The organism is Chromobacterium piscinae, assembly GCF_021129175.1.
GTDB classification, from domain to species: domain Bacteria; phylum Pseudomonadota; class Gammaproteobacteria; order Burkholderiales; family Chromobacteriaceae; genus Chromobacterium; species Chromobacterium piscinae.
This window is the reverse complement of the sequence record NZ_JAJOHV010000089.1, coordinates 1-23,558: the sequence shown is the minus strand read 5'-3', so window position 1 is coordinate 23,558 and position 23,558 is coordinate 1. Positions and strand designations below refer to the sequence as shown.

At 65.9% G+C, this 23,558-nt stretch carries 21 protein-coding genes; 15 read left to right on the top strand and 6 right to left on the bottom strand.

Features of this window, described 5'->3' with window-relative positions:
* The first annotated feature begins 5 nt into the window (after positions 1-5).
* From LQR33_RS19775 to LQR33_RS19765, 3 genes are all read left to right on the top strand, one after another.
* Positions 6-1,439, top strand: a complete 1,434-nt coding sequence (locus tag LQR33_RS19775; RefSeq protein ID WP_231470172.1) for a tetratricopeptide repeat protein — start codon at positions 6-8, stop codon at positions 1,437-1,439.
* Between the two features lie 69 nt (positions 1,440-1,508).
* Positions 1,509-2,381 carry a UTP--glucose-1-phosphate uridylyltransferase GalU gene (gene galU / locus LQR33_RS19770; protein ID WP_021475177.1) on the top strand — a complete coding sequence of 291 codons (873 nt, stop codon included), beginning with the start codon at positions 1,509-1,511 and terminating at the stop codon, positions 2,379-2,381.
* Positions 2,382-2,440: 59 nt separating this feature from the next.
* A complete protein-coding gene (locus tag LQR33_RS19765; RefSeq protein ID WP_166441225.1) occupies positions 2,441-2,983 on the top strand; it encodes a hypoxanthine-guanine phosphoribosyltransferase in 543 nt (180 codons plus the stop codon).
* Positions 2,984-3,041: 58 nt separating this feature from the next.
* Here LQR33_RS19765 and LQR33_RS19760 read toward each other — a convergent pair whose 3' ends face one another.
* The 6 genes from LQR33_RS19760 to hemP are packed head-to-tail and all read right to left on the bottom strand — an operon-like array spanning position 3,042 to position 8,985.
* The gene (locus LQR33_RS19760; protein ID WP_231470171.1) at positions 3,042-3,809 is read right to left on the bottom strand and encodes an ABC transporter ATP-binding protein; all 768 of its coding nucleotides are present in this window, start codon (positions 3,807-3,809) and stop codon (positions 3,042-3,044) included.
* Positions 3,802-4,758, bottom strand: a complete 957-nt coding sequence (locus LQR33_RS19755; RefSeq protein ID WP_051238368.1) for a FecCD family ABC transporter permease — start codon at positions 4,756-4,758, stop codon at positions 3,802-3,804. The genes LQR33_RS19760 and LQR33_RS19755 overlap by 8 nt, the downstream gene beginning before the upstream one ends.
* Entirely contained in the window at positions 4,755-5,546 is a 792-nt protein-coding gene (locus LQR33_RS19750) for a heme/hemin ABC transporter substrate-binding protein (RefSeq protein ID WP_166441228.1), read from the bottom strand. The genes LQR33_RS19755 and LQR33_RS19750 overlap by 4 nt, the downstream gene beginning before the upstream one ends.
* Positions 5,536-6,570 carry a hemin-degrading factor gene (locus LQR33_RS19745; RefSeq protein ID WP_221666443.1) on the bottom strand — a complete coding sequence of 345 codons (1,035 nt, stop codon included), beginning with the start codon at positions 6,568-6,570 and terminating at the stop codon, positions 5,536-5,538. The genes LQR33_RS19750 and LQR33_RS19745 overlap by 11 nt, the downstream gene beginning before the upstream one ends.
* Before the next feature lie 53 nt (positions 6,571-6,623).
* The gene (locus LQR33_RS19740) at positions 6,624-8,753 is read right to left on the bottom strand and encodes a TonB-dependent hemoglobin/transferrin/lactoferrin family receptor (protein ID WP_231470170.1); all 2,130 of its coding nucleotides are present in this window, start codon (positions 8,751-8,753) and stop codon (positions 6,624-6,626) included.
* Positions 8,754-8,811: 58 nt separating this feature from the next.
* Positions 8,812-8,985: a hemin uptake protein HemP gene (gene hemP, locus LQR33_RS19735; protein ID WP_046158369.1), complete on the bottom strand. Its 174-nt coding sequence runs from the start codon at positions 8,983-8,985 to the stop codon at positions 8,812-8,814.
* 382 nt (positions 8,986-9,367) lie between these two features.
* Between hemP and LQR33_RS19730 the strand changes: the two genes are divergently transcribed.
* From LQR33_RS19730 to LQR33_RS19675, 12 genes are all read left to right on the top strand, one after another.
* On the top strand, positions 9,368-10,096 hold the full coding sequence (locus LQR33_RS19730) for an S-methyl-5'-thioinosine phosphorylase (protein ID WP_221666441.1): 729 nt from the start codon (positions 9,368-9,370) through the stop codon (positions 10,094-10,096).
* Positions 10,097-10,401: 305 nt separating this feature from the next.
* Positions 10,402-11,172, top strand: coding sequence for a glucose-1-phosphate cytidylyltransferase (gene rfbF / locus LQR33_RS19725; RefSeq protein WP_166441232.1), 771 nt, complete (start codon positions 10,402-10,404; stop codon positions 11,170-11,172).
* Positions 11,157-12,215: a CDP-glucose 4,6-dehydratase gene (gene rfbG / locus LQR33_RS19720; protein WP_231470167.1), complete on the top strand. Its 1,059-nt coding sequence runs from the start codon at positions 11,157-11,159 to the stop codon at positions 12,213-12,215. Before rfbF ends, rfbG begins: the two co-directional genes overlap by 16 nt.
* Before the next feature lie 16 nt (positions 12,216-12,231).
* Positions 12,232-13,545, top strand: coding sequence for a lipopolysaccharide biosynthesis protein RfbH (gene rfbH / locus LQR33_RS19715; RefSeq protein WP_231470165.1), 1,314 nt, complete (start codon positions 12,232-12,234; stop codon positions 13,543-13,545).
* Between the two features lie 13 nt (positions 13,546-13,558).
* Positions 13,559-15,046, top strand: coding sequence for an N-acetylneuraminate synthase family protein (locus LQR33_RS19710; protein ID WP_166441235.1), 1,488 nt, complete (start codon positions 13,559-13,561; stop codon positions 15,044-15,046).
* A 2-nt stretch (positions 15,047-15,048) separates the two neighbouring features.
* Positions 15,049-16,878: a thiamine pyrophosphate-binding protein gene (locus LQR33_RS19705; protein ID WP_166441236.1), complete on the top strand. Its 1,830-nt coding sequence runs from the start codon at positions 15,049-15,051 to the stop codon at positions 16,876-16,878.
* Between the two features lie 3 nt (positions 16,879-16,881).
* Positions 16,882-18,033, top strand: coding sequence for a class I SAM-dependent methyltransferase (locus tag LQR33_RS19700; RefSeq protein ID WP_166441237.1), 1,152 nt, complete (start codon positions 16,882-16,884; stop codon positions 18,031-18,033).
* 2 nt (positions 18,034-18,035) lie between these two features.
* On the top strand, positions 18,036-18,662 hold the full coding sequence (locus LQR33_RS19695) for an NUDIX hydrolase (RefSeq protein ID WP_231177416.1): 627 nt from the start codon (positions 18,036-18,038) through the stop codon (positions 18,660-18,662).
* Between the two features lie 94 nt (positions 18,663-18,756).
* Positions 18,757-19,869 carry a radical SAM/SPASM domain-containing protein gene (locus LQR33_RS19690; protein WP_166441239.1) on the top strand — a complete coding sequence of 371 codons (1,113 nt, stop codon included), beginning with the start codon at positions 18,757-18,759 and terminating at the stop codon, positions 19,867-19,869.
* A 39-nt stretch (positions 19,870-19,908) separates the two neighbouring features.
* Positions 19,909-20,706, top strand: a complete 798-nt coding sequence (locus LQR33_RS19685; RefSeq protein WP_166441240.1) for a hypothetical protein — start codon at positions 19,909-19,911, stop codon at positions 20,704-20,706.
* Positions 20,707-20,715: 9 nt separating this feature from the next.
* Positions 20,716-21,789, top strand: a complete 1,074-nt coding sequence (locus tag LQR33_RS19680) for an NAD-dependent epimerase/dehydratase family protein (RefSeq protein WP_221666438.1) — start codon at positions 20,716-20,718, stop codon at positions 21,787-21,789.
* A 99-nt stretch (positions 21,790-21,888) separates the two neighbouring features.
* The coding region (locus tag LQR33_RS19675) for a glycosyltransferase family protein (RefSeq protein ID WP_462476156.1) at positions 21,889-23,558 on the top strand (1,670 nt) is incomplete at its 3' end.

Here is a 23,558-nt window from a genome sequence, read left to right as displayed (position 1 = left end):
TTCTCATGGCCTTGAAGACAGTGGTGACGGCGGATTTCGACGAAGGCAACCGCCGGGTGGCGGCAGGGGACTGGCAAGGCGCGATCGCGGCGTTCGATCGCTGCCTGCTCGTCAATCCGCGCGATTGGCAGGCGCTGGCCAACCGGGCGAGCGCCCGTCTGCAAGCCGGAGACAGCTCGCGCGCGCTGGACGATTACATGGCCGCGGCGGCGCTGAATCCGGCCTCGGCCAACATCAAGAGCAATCTGGCGGTATTGTTGAAGGAACTGGGCGAACTGGAGCTGGCCGGCAAGCTGCTGGAAGAAGCGCTGGCGTCGGAGCCCGGCCACGTCGACGCCTGGAGCAATCTGGGCGTGGTGCGCCAGCATCAATTGCGCTACCAGGACGCCATTGCCTGCTTTTTGAAGGCGATCGAGCTGGACGGCTTGACGCCGGCCCGCTGCAACAACCTGGGCAACGTCTGCACCAGCGCGCTGTTGCTGGACGACGCCATCGCCGTGCTGCAGGGTGGGCTGGGGCTGGCGCCGAATGACGCCAACCTGCAGTTCAGCCTGTCCATCGCGCTGTTGCTGGCCGGCCGTTATGCGGAGGCCTGGCCGTTGTACGAGGCGCGCTGGCGCAGCATCCTCAAGCCGCGCCATGCCGGCCGTCTCTGGGAGGGCGGCCCGCTGGGCGATCGCGCGCTGCTGCTGTGGGCCGAGCAAGGCCTGGGCGACAGCCTGCAGATGGCGCGTTTTCTGCCGCGCCTGCGCGCCGAGCATCCGGACGCCCGGCTGCTGCTGGCCTGCCCGGAAACCTTCCACCGGCTGTTTGCCCAATTCGACGGCGTCGAATTGCTGCCGCCGGACGCCGCGCCGGCGTTCGACTGCCAGTTGCCGCTGATGTCGCTGCCGGGCCTGCTCGGCGCGACGCTGGATAATCTGCCTGTAGAGCCGTACCTGCATCCTGTGGCCGCGGATACGCCGCCGCTGCCGGACGCCGGGCGCCTGAAGGTGGGGGTGGTATGGGAGAGCGGCCGCTGGGGCGTCGGCATCGCCGATGCCTGGCGCCAGCATAAATCGGTGCCGCCGGAGCTGTTCGCCGAAATCTGCCGCGTGCCAGACATCGACTTCTTCGCCCTGCAGCCGGGAGAGTTGCCGGAGCCACTGCGGGGATTGGTGGCGCAGCCGGCGATAGGCGATTTCGCCGATACCGCCGCGCTGGCGGCGCAGATGAATCTGGTGATCTGCGTCGACACCGCCATCCTGCATCTGGCCGGCGCGATGGGCCGGCCGGTGTGGGCGCTGCTGCGGGCCGAGAGCGCGCCGTTTTTCCTCGCGGACGCGAAAACCGCGCCGTGGTATCCATCGGTGAAATTATGGCGGCAGCCGTCGCCAGGCTCCTGGGAGCCGGTGCTGCGGGACGTGGCGCAGGCGCTGGCGGGGCAACAGACATTTTGACCTTGAGCGAAGTCGGGCTAGAATGCGGCGCTGTTATCGAGCCTGATCGACATTGATTTCGGAGTGGATATGAAGAAAATCACCAAGGCGGTATTCCCGGTCGCGGGTCTGGGCACCCGTTTTCTGCCGGCCACCAAGGCCAGCCCCAAGGAAATGCTGCCCGTTGTCGACAAGCCGCTGATCCAGTACGCGGTGGAGGAGGCGATCGCCGCCGGCATGACCGAGCTGATCTTCATCACCGGCCGCAACAAGCGCTCGATCGAGGATCATTTCGACAAGGCCTACGAGCTGGAAACCGAGCTCGAGTACAAGAACAAGCAGAAGTTGCTGCAACTGGTGCAGGAAATCATCCCGCCGTCGGTCAGCTGCATCTATATCCGCCAGACCGAGGCCCTGGGCCTGGGCCACGCCGTGCTGTGCGCGCGGCCGGTGGTGGGCGATGAGCCGTTTGCCGTGATCCTGGCCGACGACCTGATCGAAGGCGCGCCGGGCGCGATGGAGCAGATGGTGCGGCTGTTCGACGAGACCCACTCGTCCATTCTGGGGGTGGAGACGGTGGCGCCGGAAGAGACCGGCTCCTACGGCATCGTCAAAGTGGCGCAAAACGCGCAGGGCCACCAGAGCGTGGAGCACATCGTCGAGAAGCCGCGTCCGGAAGAGGCGCCGTCCAATCTGGCCGTCGTCGGCCGCTATATCCTCACCCCGCGCATTTTCGACAAGCTGGTCAACACCGCCGCCGGCGCCGGCGGCGAGATCCAGCTGACCGACGGCATCGCCGCGCTGATGAAGAGCGAGCCGGTGCTGGCGCTGCCATTCCAGGGCACCCGCTACGATTGCGGCTCCAAGCTGGGATATCTGAAGGCCACGGTCAACTATGGCCTGAAGCACAACGAAGTGGCCGGCGAATTCGCCGCCTTCCTGCGCGAGCTGAAGCTCGACTGACGGTTTTTTCATTCGCGCCGCTTTCCGGCGGCGCAGCTTGTTCTGTTCAAGGAGTCATCATGCCTAATATTGCCGAAGCCCGCGGCCTGATCAACAGCGCCGACGTGCTGTTCAGCGCGGAGGAAGTCAGCGCCGCCGTCGACCGCATGGCGGTGGAGATCACCGCAAAGCTGGGCGAGGAATACCCGCTGGTGCTGTCCGTGATGGGCGGAGCCGTGGTGTTCACCGGCCAACTGTTGCCGCGACTGGAGTTCCCGCTGGACTTCGACTACGTCCACGTTTCCCGCTACGGCGACAAGACCCACGGCGGCGAGCTGGTGTGGAAGCAAGCGCCGAAGGAAGACGTGCGCGACCGCGTGGTGCTGGTGCTGGACGACATCCTGGACGAAGGCCACACCATGGCCGCGATCCGCGACAAGGTGATGGCCATGGGCGCCAAGGCTTTCTACAGCGGCGTGTTCGCCAACAAGCTGATCAGCAAGGAAAAACCGATGCAGGCGGACTTCGTCGGCCTGGATGTGCCGGACCGCTACGTATTCGGCTATGGCATGGACGTGCGCGGCGCCTGGCGCAATCTGCCGGCGATCTACGCGCTGAAGTAACACGGCGAGCCGTTGTCGAGAAAGCCGCCCCCGGCATCCGGGAGGCGGCTTTTGTTTTTCAGGCGGCCTGCCTGTCCGGGGCGGCATGGCTGAGCCGCACCGGCCAGCGGTAGACCTCGAGCAGGCGCTCCGGCGTCAGCACCGCGCGCGGCGAGCCTTCCGCCACCAGCCGGCCGCCTTCCAGCAGCGCCGCTCGGTCGGCGTATTCGGCCGCCAATTGCAGATCATGCAGCACCTGGACGACGGTTTTGCCCCGGGCCGCCAATTCGCGCAGCAGCAGCTGCAGCTTGTGCTGATGGCGCAGGTCCAGATGGTTGGTCGGCTCGTCCAGCAGGATCACTGGCGCTTGCTGCGCTAGCGCGCGGGCGATGGCCACCCGCTGCCGCTCGCCGCCGGACAGCATGTCCAGCCGCTTGGACGCGTAGCCGTCCATCTCCACGATGGCCAGCGTTTCGGCCACCGCGGCGCGGTCCTGGGGAGAGAGGCGGGTGAAGGCGCCGAGATAGGGCATGCGGCCCAGCGCGGCGAATTCGGCCACCGTCAGCGGAATGTCGGCCGGCAGATGCTGCGGCACCCAGGCGATGCGGCGGGCGCGCTGCAGCGCGTCCATCCGGCACACGCACTGGCCGGCCAGGCGCACCGCGCCATGGCTGGGAACGGCCAGGCCGGCCAGCAGGCGCAGCAGCGTGGTCTTGCCGGCGCCGTTGGGGCCGAGCAGCGCGCTGATCTGTCCGGCCGGGAGATCCAGGCGGATGTCGCGCAGCAGCGCGCGGCCGGCTATGTCGTAGCCGAGCTCGCGCGCTTTCAGGGTGTGGGTGTCAGGCATCGCGGGGACTCCCTTGTTGACGGCGGAAAAGCCAGATGAAGAAGGGCGGGCCGGCGAAGGCGGCCATCAGGCCCACCGGCAGGTCCAGCGGCCAGGCGATATTGCGCGCCAGGGTGTCGACCGCCAGCAGGAACAGCGCGCCGGCCCAGGCCGACGTCAGGATCAGCTTGCGGCGGCAGCCGCCGATCAGCAGCGACAGCGCGTTGGGGATCATCATGCCGACAAAGCCGATCACGCCGGACATCGCCACCGCGCCGCCGGTGGCCAGCGCCGCGCCGACGGCGGCGAGCCGGCGGGTGCGCCGGGTATCGATGCCCAGCGAGCGCGCGGTTTCCTCGCCCAGCAGCAGGCAATCCAGATCGCGGCCTATCGCGCACAGCAACGCGACGCCGAGACCAGCCGCCAGCAGGCACGCCCATTGGCTTCCGGGCAGCGACGCGCCCAGATTGCCGGCCAGCCAGCTGCTGGCCGCGCGCAGCGTCAGGTCGTCGGATAGAAACAGGATCAGGCTGGAGACGGCGCCGCAGAAGGCGCCGACCACCAGCCCCATCAGCAGCAGGCCGGCCAGGCCGCCCTTGGCCAGCCGCGCCAGCGCCAGGATCAGCCAGGTGGCGGCCAGGCCGCCGCCGAAGGCCGCCAGCGGCAGCGACAGGCCGGACAGGCCCAATGCCAGCACCGCGATCACCGCCAGGGCGGCGCCGCCAGAGGTGCCGATCAGGCCAGGGTCGGCCAGCGGATTGCGGAACAGCGCTTGCAGCGCCGCGCCGCTGGCGGACAGCGCCGCGCCGACGCCCAGCGCGGCGATCACGCGCGGCAGGCGCAGCTCGGCGACCAGCGGATCGGCTAGGTTCGGCCATGACATCTGGCCGGCGGAACTGGACAGCGCCAGCAATGGCAGCGCCACGCTGGCGACGGCCAGACCGGGCCATAGCAGTCGAGCCCCGCTCACATCTTCACCATCCGTTCGACCACCTCCGGGCTGCCCAGGCCGATCAGCATGCCTTGCTGCGGTGGCAGCAGATAGATGCGTCCCTGTTTGCCTGCCGGCGTGGCGGCGATCTCCGGGCGTTTGGCGAAGGCATCCTTGCCGCCGTAAGCGGCTGCGGTGTGGCTGCCCAGGATGATCACGTCCGGCTTCAGCGCCAGCCAGGCGTCGCGGGCCAACGGTTTGAAGCCGTTCAGCCCGGCCGCGGCGTTGACGCCGCCGGCGGCGCGGATCAGCGTGTCGGACGCGGTTTCGCTGCCGGCGACCAGGCTGCCGTCGTAGCTGACCAGGTAACGCAGCGCGCGGCCGGCGCGCGGCTGCATGCCGCGCTGCCAGTCGGACGCCAGCTTGGCGGCGGCGGCGTCGCGGCCCAGCAGCGAGCCCACCTTGCGGATGGCCTCGGCGAAGTCGCGGCCATCCTCGCGGGCGCTGACTTCCTCGGCGCGCAGCTTCAGCTTCTTCAGCTGCGGCCAAAGCGTAGGCGGCTGGGCGGCGGCGCTGCCCAGCACCAGGGTGGGCTTGAGCTTGGCGATGGCTTCGGCGTTCAGCGCGCGCGAGAAGCCCACTACCTGGGCGTGGGCCAGTTCGGCCTCCTTGCTGCCGCGGTCGCGGCCCACCACCTCGCCGGCCGCGCCCAGCGCGACGACGATTTCGGCGATGTCGGGCGTCACCACCACCAGCCGCTCGGCGGCGGAGGCGATCAGCGGCAGCGCCGCCAGCAGCAGGCCGGCCAGCAGGGGCTTACGCGACATCGGCTTTCTCCAGCGGCGGCAGTTCTCCCAGCAGCTTCACCCATTCGGCGCGCTCCGGGCGGCCCGGCTTGCGCTCGCCGAAGAAGGTGGCCAGCGATTCTCCCCGCTCGTCGAACAGCTCGAGGGAGCTGACTACGCCGTTGTCGCCCGGCTTGCGGGTGACCCAGGCTTCGGCGATCAGGTCGGTGCGCAGGTGCAGGTTGAAGTTGGGGTCGAGCACGTTCAGCCAGTCGCCGACTACCTGGACGTTGCGGACCGGGCCGGTGTGGATCTGGATCATGCCGCCGTTGCCGGCGAACACCATGATCGGCGCCTCGATGGCGGCGGCGCGGCGCAGCAGCTGCTCCACTGCGTCTTCGCGAACGCGCCAGGCTTGACCCTGCGGCGCCAGGCGGAAGCCCTGGCGGCGCGACACCTGCCAGCGGCGCAGGAAGGGGTGGAAGGCGTGCACGTCGCTGAGGCTGTGCCACTCGGCCTGGAAGGCGTCGCGGTCGATGGACTCGTCGGGCTGCTCGGCGGCCGGCGCGGCGGCAGGCTCCAGCTCCAGCGCGGCGGCGGGCGCGGAGAAGCGCGCCGCCAGTTCATCGTAGGCGGCGACGTCGCTGTCGGCGGTCAGGTAAACCTTGTGCACCGCTTCGCCGTGACGATCGAAGAACTGCAGGCTGCGCTGAATGCCGCGCGGGGTTTCGCTGCGCACCGCGAAGCCATGGCGCCAGTGGAACAGGAAGATGCGCAGGTCGATCACCGGATTGATGGCGAGGCCGACCTTGCCGTTGAACTCGACGTTGGCGTAGTCGCCCTTGGTCTCGTGGACGCAGGCGTGGTTGCGCGTCAGCGCCATCACCCGGCCCAGCGGAGCGAGAGCGGCGAGGATGGCCGACCATTCCGGCTGCAGCGGGGTGGCGGCCGGATCGGCGGCCACCAGCTCGCATTCGCTGACGTCCAGCGCGATGGCGGCGTCGCGGACGCGCAGCTTGGGCTGGCTGGCTTTGAGGGCTTGGTAGCGATCCCATAGCTGGCTCATGGTGTTCTCCTGTCGGTGGGTGTGGCGGGCGGCAGAGCCGCCCGCAAGGTGGATCAGAATTGGTATTCGACGCTGGCGCTGAAGTTGCGGCCGGGCTGGGTGTACAGATCGATCGGGTCGCTGCCGGACACATTCCGCACGTCGGCGTCTTTCCAGTACTTCTTGTCGAACAGGTTGAAGACGCCGGCGCGGATGACGGTCTGTTTCGCCGGCTTCCAGTAGGCGGTCAGGTCCACGGTGCCGTAGCCCGGCGCGCCGAACTGGCCCGGTAGGTCGGTCTTTTTGGCGGCAGCCGCCCGCAGCAGCGCTTCGCCGCCGAAGCGGTCCGAGTCATAGCGGGCTCCCCAAACCGCAGTCAGCGGGGCCACTTCGCGCAGATGGGTGTTGTCCTGCAGATTGCGGCCATGGACGTAGGCCAGCGAGGCGCTGGTGCTCCAGCCCGGGGCGAAGCGCCAGTTGATCCTGCCCTCCACCCCCTTGATGTCGGTCCGGCCGATGTTCTGGTATTGGCTGGTCATCAGGCCGTTGGCGGGGGGCAGGGTGACCAGGGAGATGAAGTCGCGATAGCGGTTGTAGAACGTGGTCGCGGCAAAGTCGAAGCTGTTCCACTTGCCTTTCAGACCAAGTTCGATGCCGCGGCTGGTTTCCGATTTCAGGTTCGGGTTGGCTATCACTTGGTAGCCATAGCTCATGCCGCGATTGACGAAGACCATATTGGCTTGGTCGAACGGCGGCGCGCGGAAACCGGAGCTGAGCTGGGCGAAGGCGGTGTAGTTGTCGGCCAGCGGCAGGCTGATGCCGAGCTTGGGCGAGAACGCCTGGTCGCTGAACGACGGTACGGCTTGCGGATTGGGGTTGTTCAGCAGGTAGGCGGCGTCCATCTCCGGGCGCATCTTGTAGCGGTCCCAGCGCAAGGACGGCGAAACCACGATGCCGTTGGCGAACTTGATATCGTCGCTGACGAACAGGCCCAGGCGGTCGGATTTGCTGTCCGGGAACAGCTTGCTCGGATAGCCCGGCATCAGCGAGGACGCGTTGTTCGCAGTGATCGCGTATTTGCTGCGCGGGCGCGAGGTGTCGCTGCTGCTGAGATCGACGCCCCACAGCAGCTGATGTTGCGCGTTCAGAGCCTGGAAGCTCTGCACCGCGTCCAGGCTCAGGCCCACGGTTTTCTGCTCGAAGCTGTAGTCGTTGAAGGTGCGGTTGCCGTTGGCGACGCCGCTGATGTCGGTATCGCTGTTTTCCAGACGCTGTCCATAAACCTTGAGCGTCAGCTCATCCAGCGGCCCCAGTTGCTTGGCTTTCCAGGCGACGGTTCCGCGGGTGCGCTTGGTGTGGTCCTGGGCCTGGCTGTAAGGCGCGCGCGCGGTGATCTGGTTCAATAGATCGGCATCGGCGGAGCGCTGGTATTGCTCCAGCGTGAATTCCAGCCGGTTGCTCGCATTGGCGTTGGCGCCGAATTTGGCGAGGAAATTGTCGCTGTGCCAGTCTTTGGGATTGGGTTCGGTCCGGCCGGGGCCCTGAATGGCGTTTTGGCCCTGGTTTTGCGTTTCGTGGCCATTGCGGCGGGTGTAGTGCAGCAGCAGATCGCCGCGCTCCGACTTGGCGGCGACGGCGCCTGCCGCGCCCCAGCTGTGGTCTGCGGACGCGCCGAAGGTTTTGATGCTGCCGCCCACGCCTTTCTCTTCCGGGACAAAATCATCTGCCGTCAGGGTACGGTAGCCGATCACGCCGCCAATGGCGTCCGAGCCGTAAAGGCTGGAAGTCGGGCCTTTGACGATGTCGATCGCGCGCAGGGTTTCCAGTTCGACGGCGTCGCGTCCCGATTCGTATATGCCTGGCCGGCCGCTGTAGCCCTCTGGCAAGCGCACGCCGTCGATCAGCATCAGGATGCGGTTACCGTCGATGCCGCGTATGGTCCAGCCGGCGTTGCCGCGGCGGCTGGGATCCGTCGCCACGTCGACGCCCGGTTCGTATTTCGCCACGTCGGCGATGTCGCGTATCAGGCGGCCGTCCAGCTTGTGCCGCGATACCGCGGTGGCGTTGGGCGCGGTTTCCGCCAGCGGCTTCTCGCTGCGGTGGGCGGTGACCTGAACGGTCTCCATCGTAGATGCGGTGTCGGCGAAAGCGGGCCAGGCGGCAGCCAGGCTCAATACCAGCGGGGTGGCTCGGAACAGGGCCATGGAAACTCCAATGTCGTTGTTGTTTCCGCTGGCTGGCTGTCGGCTGGCTTGCGGTTGTTTATTTGATCAGTATCAGTTTGCCGTTGCGGGTGAGCTGCAGGCGGTAGATCTCGCCCTGATGCTCGATCAGCACTTCGCGGCCGTCGCCGAACAGCTGGCGGCTGTGCAGCAACGGCGGTGACGCGGGGGGAGCCGCTTTCACCGGGATGGTCTGAGGAGGATATGTGTTCATTTGCTAATGATAACTATTATCATTCTTATCGGCAAGGCATGACTTATGTATTCTTCATGGATTGGATTTGCCGTTTAAAATGCCGATCGGCATGGATTATGGCGGTGCGCGCCGATAATATTCCGCGCCAGACGCGGGATTCCGTGGCGGTGGTCCTGCCCGCGCTTGCAATGGGAGCATGCGCTTAGGCGGGGGCATCGTCTTTTATCGGTCTGTTTGCGATGGCGATGAAAGCCCGGCTGAGCGCGCGCCGCGCACTATCCTGAAACAGCGGGATTCAGACATAATCAAGCAGACGGCAAGTGAAAGAAAGCGGGTGAAACCGTCTCTCGATCTGGAGCGATCCAGTCGATGCCCGCGCGGGAAAACAAGGGGAACGAATATGTTGGCTATCATCGGCGGCAGCGGGTTGGCCCAGCTGCCGGTATTGGACGTCACGCATCGCCAGGTAGTGCGCACACCGTACGGCGATCCTTCCTGCGCGCTGACCTTCGGCAAATTATCCGGTCAGAATGTGGTTTTCATCGCCCGCCACGGCTATGGCCATTCGCTGGCGCCGCATGAGATCAATTACCGGGCCAATCTCTGGGCGCTGCACAATCAGGGCGTCAAAGGCGTGATCGCGATCGGCACGGTGGGCGGCATTCGCCCGGACATGGCGCCGGGCCGCTTGGTGGTTCCCCACGACATTATCGATTACAGCTCGGGGCGCAAGCATACTTTCTTCGAAGGCCCAGAACGGCCGGTGGTGCACGCCGAATTCACCAGCCCCTATGACGCCAATCTGCGCCGCGGGCTGCGCGAGGCGATTCAGCGTTCAGGCATCAGCGGCGTGCATGACGGCGTTTATGCCTGCACCCAGGGACCGAGGCTGGAGAGCGCGGCGGAAATCCTCAAGCTGGAACGGGACGGCGCGGACATCGTCGGCATGACCGGCATGCCGGAGGCGGCGCTGGCGCGCGAGCTGGAGCTGCCTTACGCCCACTTGTGCCTGGTCAGCAACTGGGCGGCCGGAAAAGGGCGTCAGCGCAAGGTTGAGTTCGATCCGGCGGTGGCGGCCAAGAGCGTGCAGGACTTGATGGATACCTTGCAAGCCTATTTCGGTAGCTGATTCTGCCGCGCGCGGGCTTTTCATTCCGTCGGCCAGCGGAGCTTTGGCTGCCGCTGGCGCGCTTTTTTGGCGCCGCGCGTCCATCTCCGGCTCAAGTGCCTTGCCGTTCACGCCGATAAAAGTCGCAATGGACGCGAGTCAGGGGCCGCTTTCCGGCCTCTGCGCGCGATCTGACATAAACTGACTGGAAGTCGCGGGCGGCATGCCCGTTCCTAAGCGGATCCAGTCTTGCGAATGTCCGATTTACATTGGAATGGATTATCGAATCCATTTAATATACGCCGGGCGCAACAAGAGAGAGATGTATGAAAGCCGTGATTCTGGCCGGTGGTCTTGGTACGCGCATCAGCGAAGAGTCCCATCTTCGCCCCAAGCCGATGATAGAGATTGGTGGCAAGCCCATTATCTGGCATATCCTGAAAATCTACTCCGCGCATGGCATCAATGATTTCATCATTTGCCTGGGGTACAAGGGATATGTGATCAAAGAGTACTTCGCCAACTACTTCCTCCATACCTCCGACGTCACGCTGGACTTGAGCAACAACCAGATGTTCGTGCACGAGCGCCATGCCGAGCCGTGGCGGGTGACCCTGGTCGATACCGGCGAAAGCACGCAGACCGGCGGGCGGCTGGGCCGGGTACGCAGGCATCTGGAAAATGAGCAGGACTTCTGCTTCACCTACGGCGACGGCGTCAGCGACATCGACATCACCGCCGCCATCGAATATCACCGCAGCCAGGCGGTGGAGGCCACGGTGACGGCGGTTCACCCGCCGGGCCGCTTCGGCGCGCTGGAAATCCGCAACGAGCGCGTGGAGTTTTTCAAGGAAAAGCCGCGCGGCGACGGCGGCATGATCAACGGCGGCTTCTTCGTGTTGAAGCCGTCCGTGCTGGACCTGATAGACAGCGACGACTGCGTGTGGGAGTCCGAGCCGCTGGAAACGCTGGCGGCCCGAGGGCAGCTGGCGGCCTACGAGCACAACGGTTTCTGGCAGCCGATGGACACGCTGCGGGATAAGACCCTGCTCGAGGAGTTGTGGCAGAGCGGAGAGGCGCCGTGGAAACTGTGGTGAGCCCGGCCTTCTGGGGCGGACGCAAGGTATTCCTGACCGGACACACCGGCTTCAAGGGAGGTTGGCTCAGTCTGTGGCTGGCCGCCATGGGGGCCGAGGTGCATGGCTATTCGTTGGCGCCGGAGCAGTCGCCGGCTTTGTTCGACATCGCCAAGGTTGGGGGCCGGACCGTGACGGCGCTGGCCGACATCCGCGACGCGGCGGCGCTGGCCGATGCCGTCCGCTCCTGTCGACCCTCCATCGTGTTCCACCTCGCCGCCCAACCCCTGGTGCGGCACAGCTACGCCGACCCGCTGGGCACCTTCTCTACCAATGTGATGGGCACCGCCAACCTGCTGGAAGCCGTGCGCGGCTGCCCGGGAGTCGAGGCGGTGGTGGCGATCACAACCGACAAGTGCTACGAGAACCACGAGTGGCCGTGGGCCTACCGCGAGAGCGACGCGCTGGGCGGCCACGATCCCTACAGCAGCAGCAAGGCTTGCGCCGAGCTGGTGTGCTCGGCGTATCGCCGCTCCTATCCCGGCATCGCCCCCATCTCCACGGCCCGTGCCGGCAATGTGATCGGAGGCGGCGACTGGTCGGCCAACCGCTTGGTGCCGGACCTGCTGCGGGCCTTCGCCGAGGGCCGCTCCCTCGCCATCCGCAGCCCCGACGCCGTCCGTCCCTGGCAGCACGTGCTGGAATCCCTGGCCGGTTACCTGCGGCTGGCCGAGCGCCTGGCGCAGGGGCAGGGTGATGCCGCGTCGGCCTGGAATTTCGGCCCCGCCGACGACAGCAATCGCCCGGTGTCCTGGATCGCCGACACGCTGGCCCGGCAATGGGGCGGCGACGCCCGCTGGCACCGCGACGGCGGCGACCATCCGCACGAGGCGCAGACCCTGCGGCTGGACAGCGCCAAATCCCGTCAACAGCTGGGTTGGGCACCGCGTTGGAGCCTGGAGCGGGCCTTGTCTGCCACGCTGGACTGGCACCGCGCCTGGCTGCGCGGCGAGGACATGCAGGCCTTCACCCTAGAGCAGATCTCAGCCTATACGCGCGGCTGAGCAGAAAGAGCAAGACATGACTGACACAAGCCGAGAGGCCATCCTCGCCCTGGTGCGTCAATACGCCGAAGCGCGCCTGTCCCAGGCCGAATTCACTCCCGGCCAGACCGCGGTGCCGCCGTCCGGCAAGGTGGTCGGCGCCGCCGAAGTGGCGAATATGGTGGACGCCGCGCTGGACGCCTGGCTGACCACCGGCCGCTTCAACGCGTCCTTTGAAACCCGGTTGGGCGAATTCATCGGCCTGCCGCACGTGCTGACCGTCAACTCCGGCTCGTCGGCCAATTTGGTGGCCTTCACCGCGCTGACCTCGCCGAAGCTGGGCGAGCGCGCGATCAAACCGGGCGACGAAGTGATCACCGTGGCGGCTGGCTTCCCCACCACGGTCAACCCCATCATCCAGAACGGCGCGGTGCCGGTGTTCGTCGACGTTCAGCTGCCGACCTACAACATCGACGCCGATTTGCTGGAGGCCGCGCTGTCGCCGCGCACCAAGGCCATCATGATTGCCCATACGCTGGGCAACCCCTTCGATCTGGGCAAGGTGTCCGCCTTCGCCCGCAAGCACGGCCTGTGGCTGGTGGAGGATTGCTGCGACGCGCTGGGCTCCACCTTCAACGGCCAGAAGGTCGGCACCTTCGGCGACATCGGCACGCTCAGCTTCTATCCGGCCCACCACATCACCATGGGCGAGGGCGGCGCGGTGTTCACCCGCGATCCGCAGCTGCGGCTGATCATGGAGTCGGTGCGCGATTGGGGCCGCGACTGCTATTGCGCGCCTGGCAAGGACAATACCTGCGGCAAGCGTTTCAATTGGCAGCTGGGCCAGCTGCCATGCGGCTACGACCACAAGTACACGTACTCCCACATGGGGTACAACCTGAAGATCAGCGATATGCAGGCCGCTTGCGGCTTGGCCCAGCTGGACCGGCTGGAGGGCTTCATCGCCGCGCGCAAGCAGAACTTCGCCTATTTGAGCGAGCGGCTGCAAAGCTGCGCCGAATTCCTGGTGCTGCCGCAGGCGACGCCGGGCTCCGACCCGTCCTGGTTCGGTTTCCCGCTGACGCTGAAGCCGGAGGCGCAGGTCAGCCGCGTCGACCTGCTGCATTACTTGGACCTGCACCGGATCGGAACCCGCTTGCTGTTCGCCGGCAACCTGACCCGGCAGCCTTATATGCATGGCCGGAACTACCGCTGCGCGACGCCGCTGCCGATGACCGACCGCATCATGAACGACACCTTCTGGATCGGCCTCTATCCGGGCCTGAGCCGGGAGATGCTGGATTTCACCGTCGAGAAGCTGGAAACCTTCCTCGGCGCCAACTTCGACTAGGGAGAGGCCCATCATGAGCAAGCCGTTATTCATCTTCGAGATGGCCAACAACCACATGGGCAACGTCGAGCACGGCGTCGCGCTGATCCGCGCCATCCGCGAGTCCTGCCAGGGCTTCGATTTCGACTTCGGCTTCAAGCTGCAGTATCGGAACCTGGACACCTTCATCCATTCCAGCTTCAAGGGCCGCGACGACGTCAAGTATGTCAAGCGCTTCGAGGAGACCCGGCTGCAGCCGGAGCAGATGCAGAAGCTGGTGGCCGAGATGAAAGCCAACGGCTTCAAGGCGATCTGCACGCCGTTCGACGAAGAGTCGGTGGATCTAATCGAAGAACACGGCATCGAGATCATCAAGATCGCCAGCTGCTCGTTCACCGATTGGCCCTTGCTGGAGCGCATCGCCCGCAGCGACAAGCCGGTGGTGGCGTCCACCGCCGGCGCGCGGCGCGAGGATATCGACAAGGTGGTCAGCTTCATGCTGCATCGCGGCAAGGACCTGACCATCATGCACTGCGTGGCCGAGTATCCGACGCCGGACGACCATCTGCACCTGTCGCGGATCAAGGCGCTGCGCCAGCAGTACGCCGGCGTGCGCATCGGCTACTCCACCCATGAAGACCCGGACTTGATGGAACCCATCATGCTGGCGGTCGCTCAGGGCGCGACGGTGTTCGAGAAACACGTGGGCCTGCCCACCGACCAGTACGGCATCAACAATTACTCCGCGAATCCGGAGCAGGTCCGCCGCTGGCTGGCCGCCGCCGCGCGCGCGCTGGCGATGCTGGGCGATGGCGAGGACGACGCGGTGTCGGAGACCGAGCAGGCCAGCCTGCGCTCGCTGCGCCGCGGCGTGTTCGCCACCCGCCCGCTGGCCGCCGGCGAGGCGCTGACCGCCGATAACGTCACCTTCGCTTTCCCGCCGGTGGAAGGGCAGCTGACCGCCAACGAGTGGTCCAAATATGTCCGCTACACCGCCAAGACGCCGATCGCCGCCGACGCGCCCATCATGGCCGCCGACATGGAGCCGGTGAACCTGCGCGACAAGGTGCAGAAGGCGGTGGAGGCGGTGAAGGCATTGTTCAAGCGCGGCAAGATCGTGGTGCCGGGCCGTTCCGAGCTGGAAATCTCCCACCATTACGGCATGGAGCATTTCCACGAATACGGCTTGACCATGGTGACCGTGGTCAACCGCGAGTACTGCAAGAAGCTGATCGTGATGCTGCCGGGCCAGACCCATCCGGAGCAGTACCACCACAAGAAGGAAGAGACCTTCATCGTGCTGTACGGCGAGATGACCATCTGGCTGGACGACGAGGAGCGCCAGGCTCAGGCCGGCGACGTCATCACCGTGCAGCGCGGCGTGCGCCACCGCTTCCATAGCCGTAACGGCGTGGTGTTCGAGGAAATTTCGTCCACCCATTATGTCGATGATTCCTACTATACCGACGAGCGGGTTAGCGCCAACAAGGACCGCAAGACCCGCCTGACCTACTGGATGTAAGCATGACAGCAAAGCTTGTCCGCCTGGCGGACTACGTGATGGATTTCCTGGCCGCGCGCGGCGTGCGCCATGTGTTTCTGCTGCCCGGCGGCGGCGCGATGCACCTGAACGACGCGCTGGCGCAGCAGCCCGATATCCGCGCGGTGCACTGCCACCATGAGCAGGCCTGCGGCATCGCCGCCGAAGCCTATGGCCGGCTGGCCGAGCGCACCGGCGTGGCCATGGTGACCACCGGCCCCGGCGCCACCAATATCCTGACGCCGGTGGCCGGCGCCTGGATCGAATCGTTGCCGCTGCTGGTGATTTCCGGCCAGGTGAAGCGCGCGGATTTATTGCAAGGCAGCGGCCTGCGCCAGAAGGGCGTGCAGGAAGTGGATGTCGTGTCCATGGCCAAGCCGGTGACCAAGTACGCGGTCACCGTCACCGATCCGCAGGCCATCCGCCAGCATCTGGAACAGGCGCTGCATCTGGCGCATAGCGGCCGTCCCGGCCCGGTGTGGCTGGATATCCCGCTGGACGTGCAGGCTGCGCCCATCGATCCTTCCAGTTTGCCTGGCTGGCAGCCGGAGGCGGAGACCGCTCCGGTCAAGCAGGATTATGTCGCGGCCATCGCCGATCTGCTGAAGCAGGCCGAGCGGCCGCTGATCCTGGCCGGCCATGGCGTGCGCATCGCCGGCGGCGCCGACGCGCTGCGCCAGTTGAGCGAGACGCTGCAAGTCCCGGTGGCGGCCACCTGGAACGCGATGGACCTGCTGCCGTGGGACAGCCCGCTGTGCGCCGGCCGTCCCGGGGTGGTGGCGCTGCGGCCCGGCAACTTCGCGGTGCAGAACTGCGACCTCTTGATCGCCATTGGCAGCCGGCTGGACAACATCCTCACCGCCTACAACCCCAAGGGCTTCGCCCGCGCGGCGCGCAAAGTGGTGGTGGACGTCGACGCCGTCGAGATCTCCAAGCTGGACATGGAGATCGACCTGCCGCTGGCGATGGATGCCAAAGCCTGCCTGGAAGGCTTGTTGGCGGCCGCAGACCATCTGCCTAAGTCGAGATGGCAGCCATGGCTGGACCGCTGCGCCGGCTGGAAGCGCCGCTACCCGGTGCAGGACGGCGCGCCGTTCCCGAAGAGCGGTCAGATCAGCCACTACCATTTCGTCGACGCGCTGTCCGACGCCGCGCCGGAGAACACGCTGATCTCCACCGGCAGCTCCGGCCTCGCGGTCGAGGTGTTCTACACCGTGTTCCGCAACAAGCCGGGCCAGCGCGTGTTCCTGACCTCGGGCCTGGGCTCGATGGGTTACGGCCTGCCGGCGGCGATAGGCGCCTGCCTCGGCAACGGCTCCCAGCCGATGATCGCGGTCGAGAGCGACGGCAGCCTGCAGCTGAACCTGCAGGAGCTGGCCACGCTGAAGGCGCTGCAACTGCCCATCCGTCTGTTCATCATGAACAACAACGGTTACGCGTCGATCCGCAACACCCAGCGCAATTATTTCGATAGCCGCTACGTCGGCACCGGGCCGGAAGCCGGCGTGCTGATTCCGGACGCGCTCGAGCTGGCCGAGGCCTACGGCCTGCCGGCGGTGCGCATCGAGCGCGCCGAGGATCTGGCGGCGGGCCTCGCCAAGGTGATGGCCCATCCCGGCCCGATACTGTGCGATGTGCGGCTGAACGAGAACGAAACGCTGCAACCCAAGGCCGCGGCGCTGCCGCAGCCGGACGGCTCGATGCTGTCGATGCCGCTGGAGGACATGTCGCCGCTGCTGCCGCTGGAGCAACTGCGCGCGGAAATGCTGATTCCGCTGTTGCCGGCGTCCGAAGCCGCCAAGCGGGGCGTTTGAGCGATGGCCGCCGTCGACCATTGCCGCATCTGCGCGCAGCCGCTGTTTGCCGAGCCCTTGCTGGTCCAGCATGACATGCCGGCCGCGGCCCAGGGCCTGCCGACCGCCGAACAGCTGTCCGCCGACCGCGGCGTGGAGTTGGCGCTGCGCCAATGCGGCGGCTGCGGCCTGGTTCAGCTGGACGCCGAGCCGGTGCCGTACTGGCGCGACGTGATCCGCGCCGCCGGCATATCGCAGGAGATGCGCGCTTTCCGTTTGCAGCAGTTCGCCGGCTGGCTGGCCGAGTACGGTCTGACGGGGCGCAAGGTGCTGGAAGTCGGCTGCGGCCGCGGAGAATACCTGTCCTTGCTGGCAGAGGCCGGCGCCGACGCCTATGGCGTCGAGCATCTGCCGGCATCGGTGGAGGCCTGCCATCAGGCCGGCCTGCGGGTGGAGCGAGGCTTTGTCGACGGCCCGGAAACGCGGTTGGCGGCCGGCCCGTTCGACGGCTTCATGATCCTGAATTTCCTCGAGCACATCCCTGCCGCCCACCTTACCTTGCAAGGCATCGCCGCCAATCTGGCCGACGGCGCCGTCGGCATGGTGGAGGTGCCCAACTTCGACATGATCCTCGAAAAGGGCCTGTTCGCCGAGTTCATCCCGGATCACTTGTTCTATTTCACCGAGCGCACACTGGTTCGGCTGCTGGAGGCCAACGGCTTCGAGGTGCTGGACTGCCGCGCCGCCTGGCACGACTACGTGCTGTCGGCCACGGTCAGAAAGCGCCGCCCGCAGAATCTGTCCGGGCTGATCGCCTGCGAGACGGCGCTGCGCGCGTCGTTCGACGACTTCCTCGACCGCTTCGCGCCGGGCAAGGTGGCGATCTGGGGCGCGGGCCACCAGGCGCTGGCGCTGATCAGCCTGATGGGCATCGCCGGCCGCATCCGCTACGTGCTGGATTCCGCGCCGTTCAAGCAGGGCCGCTATACGCCCGCCACCCATCTGCCCATCGTGCCGCCGGAAAGGCTAAATGACGGAGAGGTGGACGCGGTGATCGTGCTGGCGGCCAGTTATTCGGCCGAAGTGGCGCGGCTGATCCGAGAGCGGCATGGCGCGCGTTTTGCCATCGCTATGCTGGATGGCGATACGCTGCGAATCCTGGCCGAGGAGGCATGACCATGCCGAACCAGTCATCGGTTTCGCCAGAGGCCGTGCTGCAGGCGATCGAAACCCTGCGCGAAGCGGTGGGATCGGCGCGCGATGGCTTGCCGGAGGACGTGTTCCTGTTCGTCAGCAGCCTGACGCCGATGGTCAACGTCGACCTGCTGATCCGCGATGAGGAAGGGCGCACGCTGCTGACCTGGCGGCACGACCGTTTCTACGGCCCGGGCTGGCATATTCCCGGCGGCATCATACGCTTCAAGGAGAGCTCGGCTGACCGGATCGCCGCGGTGGCGGCCCGGGAGCTGGGCGCCGAGGTCGGCTTCGATCCGCGCCCGCTGTGCCAGCACGAGATCGTCAACCACAGCCGCGACGTGCGCGGGCATTTCATTTCGCTGCTGCATGAGTGCCGGCTGTTGACGCCGCCGGACGAGGCGAGGCGATTTGACCCGGCGGCGCCGCGCGACGGCGATTGGGCCTGGCACCAGGGCTGCCCGGACAATCTTATCCGGGTGCACGAGATTTACCGTGTTTTCATCGATGGCGGGCAGACGGGCGTCCCGCTGCCCTCGGCTCAAGTTTCGCTTGGAAAAGCCGAAAATCATATAAGAAACGCTGATACAGAAAACCGGGCGGCGCGCTAATCCGGCGCGGCCTCTCTGATACACTCGAAATACTTGCAAAGCCTCGCCGGCGCATGCGCGGACGGCGGGGATGGAAAGACCTGGAGATACCCACATGAATGCTCCCCTGGAAACCGCGAACTTGGCCTTGAGCCAGGCAGAGCAGGCGAAACGCAACGACCTCGCGCAGCGCAAGCCGTATATCGCCGCCAAGCTGGCGCGCATCGCGGAAATGGAAGAGCGCGGGGAGATCAGCCCCATCATCCGGCTGGAGAAGAGCTATCTGTGCAACTTCAAGTGCACGCATTGCTCCGCCGAATACTATATGGACCGCCACCTGAAGAACGTGATCAAGGTGGTGGACACCCGCAGCAAGATGGAATTCGAAGACATCCGCAATCTGTCGCGCCAGGCGGACGAGCTGGGCCTTGCCCGCTTCGTGATCACCGGCGGCGAGCCGCTGGTGATGAAGGATCTGGACGACGTCGTCGCCGCCATCGATCCGGACAAGCATTACGTGATCGTCGACAGCAACGGCTGGTTCCTCGATCTGGAGCGCGCCAAGCACCTGAAGTCGATCGGCGTGGAAAAGATCCAGCTGTCGCTGGACAGCTTCGTCGAGAAGGACCATGACAACTTCCGCAACAAGCCCGGCTCGTACAAGCGGGTGATCCGCGCGGTGGACGCCTGTCTGGACGCCGGCCTGAATCTGATTTTATCCACCGTGCTGGTCAAGGGCAGGGCCAAGAGCAAGGAATTCCGCCAGATGTGCGAATACGCGACCCAGCGCGGTTTCGGCCTCTATGTGTCCTACGCCAAGCCCACCGGCTCGTGCACCGAGCACCCGGAATTCGTCATCGACAAGGAAGACGCTGACATCCTTCGCCAGATGGAGAAGGAGTACAACGTCTTCACCCACATGACGCCTTCCTACGGTTCGCACAAGGGCTGCATCACGGTCAAGGGCATCATCACCGTCACCTCCACCATGGAAGTGACGCCGTGCCCGTATATCGATTTCTCCATCGGCAACCTGCGCGAAACCTCATTGAAGGAAGTGCTGGCGCGCGGCATGCGCAACCCGTGGCTGGGGCCCCATCGCCCTGACTGCCTGATCGGCGAAGACCCGAAATTCATCAAGATCCACACGGAAAAGACCGCAGGCGCCAAGTTCCTGCCGCTGCCGTGGGGGCAGGGCTTCTCCGACGAAGATTCGCTGTACGACTGAGACGGCACGACCCACAGAACACGGTAAAGGCTTTACCCGATGAACGCACCTGACATGATTCAAACCGCGCGGCGCTTCGACGCCCACGGCCGCTGCCTGCCGCACGAGGCCACCCAGTCCGCCTGCCATCGCCAGACCCGGCGCTATTTCCTGCCGGTCCAGCCGGCTTTGGACTACGTTGCCATCCATCAGCGCATCGTCGGCCAGCTGGGCGACGCCGGCGTGGATGCGGCCGAGTTCGAGCGGCGCGCGCGCGCCATCCTGGCCCGGCTGGCTGATGACGAGGCTACCCGCGGCATCCTGAACGGCCCGCATGTTCCTTTTCTGCTGCCTGCGGCCAGCCACGGCGACATCGGCGAGGCGCTGGAAAACCGCTACCTGCCGGCATTGGAACGGACGTACGCGCAGGCGCTGCCGGAATACAGCTTCTCCAACCACCACAAGGCCGGCCTCGCCGGCAAGCTGACCCCGGCCGAGGGCTCGCGCCACCAGCGGCTGGTCGACTCGATGGCGAGCGGTCCGGTGGTCGGCGTCTATTTCCCCTGCCTGCTGGAGTATTCGATTCCGGCGGCGCTTGAGCAGATGGCGAGCCTGCCGGAGCAGTTCCTGCTGGCCGGCGGCTACGATACCGCCGCCGCCTTCATCGGCTCGCCCGACCTGCTGCTGCGCAAGGACGGCTATCCGCCGCTGTTGTGGCTGGCGGGGCTGGACAGCGAGAAGGAGGGCATCGGCTATCATTTCGAGGCTTACGGCTACGATCTCACCTTCAACCGCCGCGTCCACCAGAACATGGCGGCCGAGTACTGGGCCGGCGGCCTGGTAGTCCTGGCCGAGTAGGCGGGCCGGATGGCAGCCGCCAGCCAGGCCGAGCGGCCGCGTCGCGCGCTGAGCGACGATCTGGACGCCATTCTCGCGCGCAAGCCCGAGGTATGGGAAAACCTGCGCGGCGCGTCGGTGTTCGTCAGCGGCGGCACCGGCTGGTTCGGTCGCTGGCTGCTGGAGGCCATCGTCCACGCCAATGCCCGGCTGGGGACGGATATCCGCGTGCTGGCGCTCAGCCGCGATCCGGCCGCGTTCGCGCGGCAGGCGCCGCATCTGGCCGCCGATCCGGCGATCCGCTTCCATGTCGGCGACGTGCGCGACTTCGCTTTTCCCGCGCAGCGCTTCACCCACGTCATTCATGCGGCCACCACCTCGGCGCATGAAACCTTCAATGGCGAAAGTCCGCTGAACAAGTTCGATACCTTGGTGGCCGGGACCCGGCGCGTGCTGGATTTCGCGGCGGAGGCCGGCGTCGGGCATTTCCTGTTCACCAGCTCCGGCGCGGCTTATGGCCCGTCGCCTCGCGGCCTGCCGCTGCGGGAGGACGATCCGGTGGCGCCGGACACGATGGACCCAGACACCGCCCTGGGCCAGGCCAAGCGCGCGGCGGAGTTCCTGTGCGCCGCCTACGCGCGGCGCCATGGCTGGAATCTGAGCGTCGCCCGCTGTTTCGCCTTCGTCGGCCCCTTCATGCCGCTGGACATCCATTATGCGATCGGCAATTTCATCCGGTGCGCGTTGCGGGGAGAGCCTATCATCATCAATGGGGACGGCTCTCCGGCACGTTCCTACCTGTATATGGGCGATCTGGCGGCATGGCTGATGACGCTGCTGCAGCGCCAGGGGGAGGCGGCGGTCTTCAATGTTGGATCGGATCGCATCGTCACCATCGCGGAGCTGGCGCATCTGGTGCGCGACCGTCTGAATCCGGGCATCGAGGTGCGGGTCCTCGGTCGGCCGGATGCCAGCGTCGGCAACCCGGTGCGCAGCCTGTATGTGCCGGACATCGGCCGGGCGCGGGCGGAACTGGGCCTTGAGCCATGGACATCGCTGGACGACGCCATCCAATTTTCGGCGGATGCGTTTCTACAAGCATGACCCGGTAAATCCGGCGGCGTTTTCCGGTTCCGGCCCGCGTTCTGGAGCCTGGGGGCCGCGACAAGGCTCGGCGCAAGGAATACACGAAAGCAAGAAAATATGCAGATCGAGAAAAAATTCTACAACGAGAAGCACCGGCCTTATTACATTTGCGCGCCAGGTTTCACGCGGACGTCCAATGGCGTCCGCGCCATGCACCTGCTGTGCCATTACCTGAACAAGCTGGGCGAGGAGGCGTATGTCTTTTCGCCGGAAACCGATCTCAAGCTCAGAACGCCTTACCTGACTCCGGACATCGTCGAGCGCCACAAGGCGACCAAACGATCGCCCATCGTGGTCTATCCCGAGGTGGTGCACGGCAACCCGCTCAATGCCAGCGCGGTGGTGCGCTACATCCTCAACCATCCCGGCCTGCTGGGCGGACCCAAGGATTATCCTGAATCGGATATGCTGCTGTTCTGGCATCAGGACTATGTCGATTTCGCCAAGTATTCGGATCCGTCCTACGTTTTCATTCCCTCCATCGATACCGGCATCTTCAACAACGACGACAACCATCATGACGATGACCGGCACCTGACCCTGGTATACCCCGGCCGCTATAAGCACGCGGAGCGGGATTTTCCCGAATTGTTCAAGGATTCCACCGTCATCACCTACGATTGGCCGCAAAGCCATGAGGAGCTGGCGGCGCTGCTGAGGCAGGGCAAGGTGGTGTACACCTTCGCCAACTCCGCGATCATCTCCGAGGCGCTGCTGTGCGGCTGCCCGGTGGTGATCAAGGAAACGGTGTATTCCAAGAAACCGGAGGAGCGCGCCGGGGTGGCCCTGGGCCTGGCCTTGCCGGGCGTGACCTTCGAGGACACGCCGGAAGCCATCGCCGCAGCGCATGCCAGGACGGTGGAATACCAGCAGGTCTATCACCAATACCAGCTTGATCTGCTGAGCCAGCTGGAAGTCTTCATCGAGAAGTCGCAGCGGCTGCCGCAGAGCGCGGTGAACGAAGTGGTATGTCCTTCGTTCCTGCCCGCGGCGGAGCCGGATCCGGAAGAGGCGAGCTACGATGCTTGGATCGCCAGGCATGCCTTGAGGCCGGCGGCGGCCCAGCTGCACGCGGAGCGGATGGTCCACAGCTGGGGCGGCCAGCCGCACTTCATTGTGCTGATGCCGGTGACGTCGGATCGCTGGCCGGATGCGATCAAGTCGATCAGTTCGCTGAACCAGCAGCTATACAAGCATTGGCAACTGATTTTCGTCGCGGATTTCGACGAACCCAGCGCGGTATTCCAGTATTCCGACGTTCTGGGCTGGCTGCGCATCGATGATGCCCGCGACGCCAACCAGCTGACCCAGGCCTACGCGGCGGTGCTGGGCGCGTTGCCGTGCGATTGGATAGGCATCCTGCCGGCGGGGGCGGAGCTGGAGCCCCAGGCCCTGTTGTCGCTCGGCGACCACGCCGCCTTGTATCCGGAGTGGCAGGCCATCTACAGCGACAGCGATGTCATCGCGCCCGACGGCAAGCGCAGCCAGCCGGCGTTCAGGCCAGACTTCAATCTGGATCTGCTGCGAGGCTTCGATTACGTCGGCCATAGCGTCTGGTTCCGGAGCGGGGCGCTGCAGGACGCCGGCGCTTTCGCCGAGTCGCCCGGCGCGGACGGCTACGATGCCTTGCTGCGGGTGCAGGATCGGCACGGCGCGGCGGCCATCGGCCATATTGCCGACATGCTGCTGCATGTGCCGGCGGCGCCGGCGCCCGCCGAGGCCGCCGC

Bases quoted from the DNA above. Each gene is read 5' to 3' on its own strand.
- LQR33_RS19775 (WP_231470172.1), top strand. From the start codon at position 6: ATGGCCTTGAAGACAGTGGTGACGGCGGATTTCGACGAAGGCAACCGC.
- galU (WP_021475177.1), top strand. From the start codon at position 1,509: ATGAAGAAAATCACCAAGGCGGTATTCCCGGTCGCGGGTCTGGGCACC.
- LQR33_RS19765 (WP_166441225.1), top strand. From the start codon at position 2,441: ATGCCTAATATTGCCGAAGCCCGCGGCCTGATCAACAGCGCCGACGTG.
- LQR33_RS19760 (WP_231470171.1), bottom strand. From the start codon at position 3,809: ATGCCTGACACCCACACCCTGAAAGCGCGCGAGCTCGGCTACGACATA.
- LQR33_RS19750 (WP_166441228.1), bottom strand. From the start codon at position 5,546: ATGTCGCGTAAGCCCCTGCTGGCCGGCCTGCTGCTGGCGGCGCTGCCG.
- LQR33_RS19745 (WP_221666443.1), bottom strand. From the start codon at position 6,570: ATGAGCCAGCTATGGGATCGCTACCAAGCCCTCAAAGCCAGCCAGCCC.
- LQR33_RS19740 (WP_231470170.1), bottom strand. From the start codon at position 8,753: ATGGCCCTGTTCCGAGCCACCCCGCTGGTATTGAGCCTGGCTGCCGCC.
- hemP (WP_046158369.1), bottom strand. From the start codon at position 8,985: ATGAACACATATCCTCCTCAGACCATCCCGGTGAAAGCGGCTCCCCCC.
- LQR33_RS19730 (WP_221666441.1), top strand. From the start codon at position 9,368: ATGTTGGCTATCATCGGCGGCAGCGGGTTGGCCCAGCTGCCGGTATTG.
- rfbF (WP_166441232.1), top strand. From the start codon at position 10,402: ATGAAAGCCGTGATTCTGGCCGGTGGTCTTGGTACGCGCATCAGCGAA.
- rfbH (WP_231470165.1), top strand. From the start codon at position 12,232: ATGACTGACACAAGCCGAGAGGCCATCCTCGCCCTGGTGCGTCAATAC.
- LQR33_RS19710 (WP_166441235.1), top strand. From the start codon at position 13,559: ATGAGCAAGCCGTTATTCATCTTCGAGATGGCCAACAACCACATGGGC.
- LQR33_RS19705 (WP_166441236.1), top strand. From the start codon at position 15,049: ATGACAGCAAAGCTTGTCCGCCTGGCGGACTACGTGATGGATTTCCTG.
- LQR33_RS19700 (WP_166441237.1), top strand. From the start codon at position 16,882: ATGGCCGCCGTCGACCATTGCCGCATCTGCGCGCAGCCGCTGTTTGCC.
- LQR33_RS19695 (WP_231177416.1), top strand. From the start codon at position 18,036: ATGCCGAACCAGTCATCGGTTTCGCCAGAGGCCGTGCTGCAGGCGATC.
- LQR33_RS19690 (WP_166441239.1), top strand. From the start codon at position 18,757: ATGAATGCTCCCCTGGAAACCGCGAACTTGGCCTTGAGCCAGGCAGAG.
- LQR33_RS19685 (WP_166441240.1), top strand. From the start codon at position 19,909: ATGAACGCACCTGACATGATTCAAACCGCGCGGCGCTTCGACGCCCAC.
- LQR33_RS19680 (WP_221666438.1), top strand. From the start codon at position 20,716: ATGGCAGCCGCCAGCCAGGCCGAGCGGCCGCGTCGCGCGCTGAGCGAC.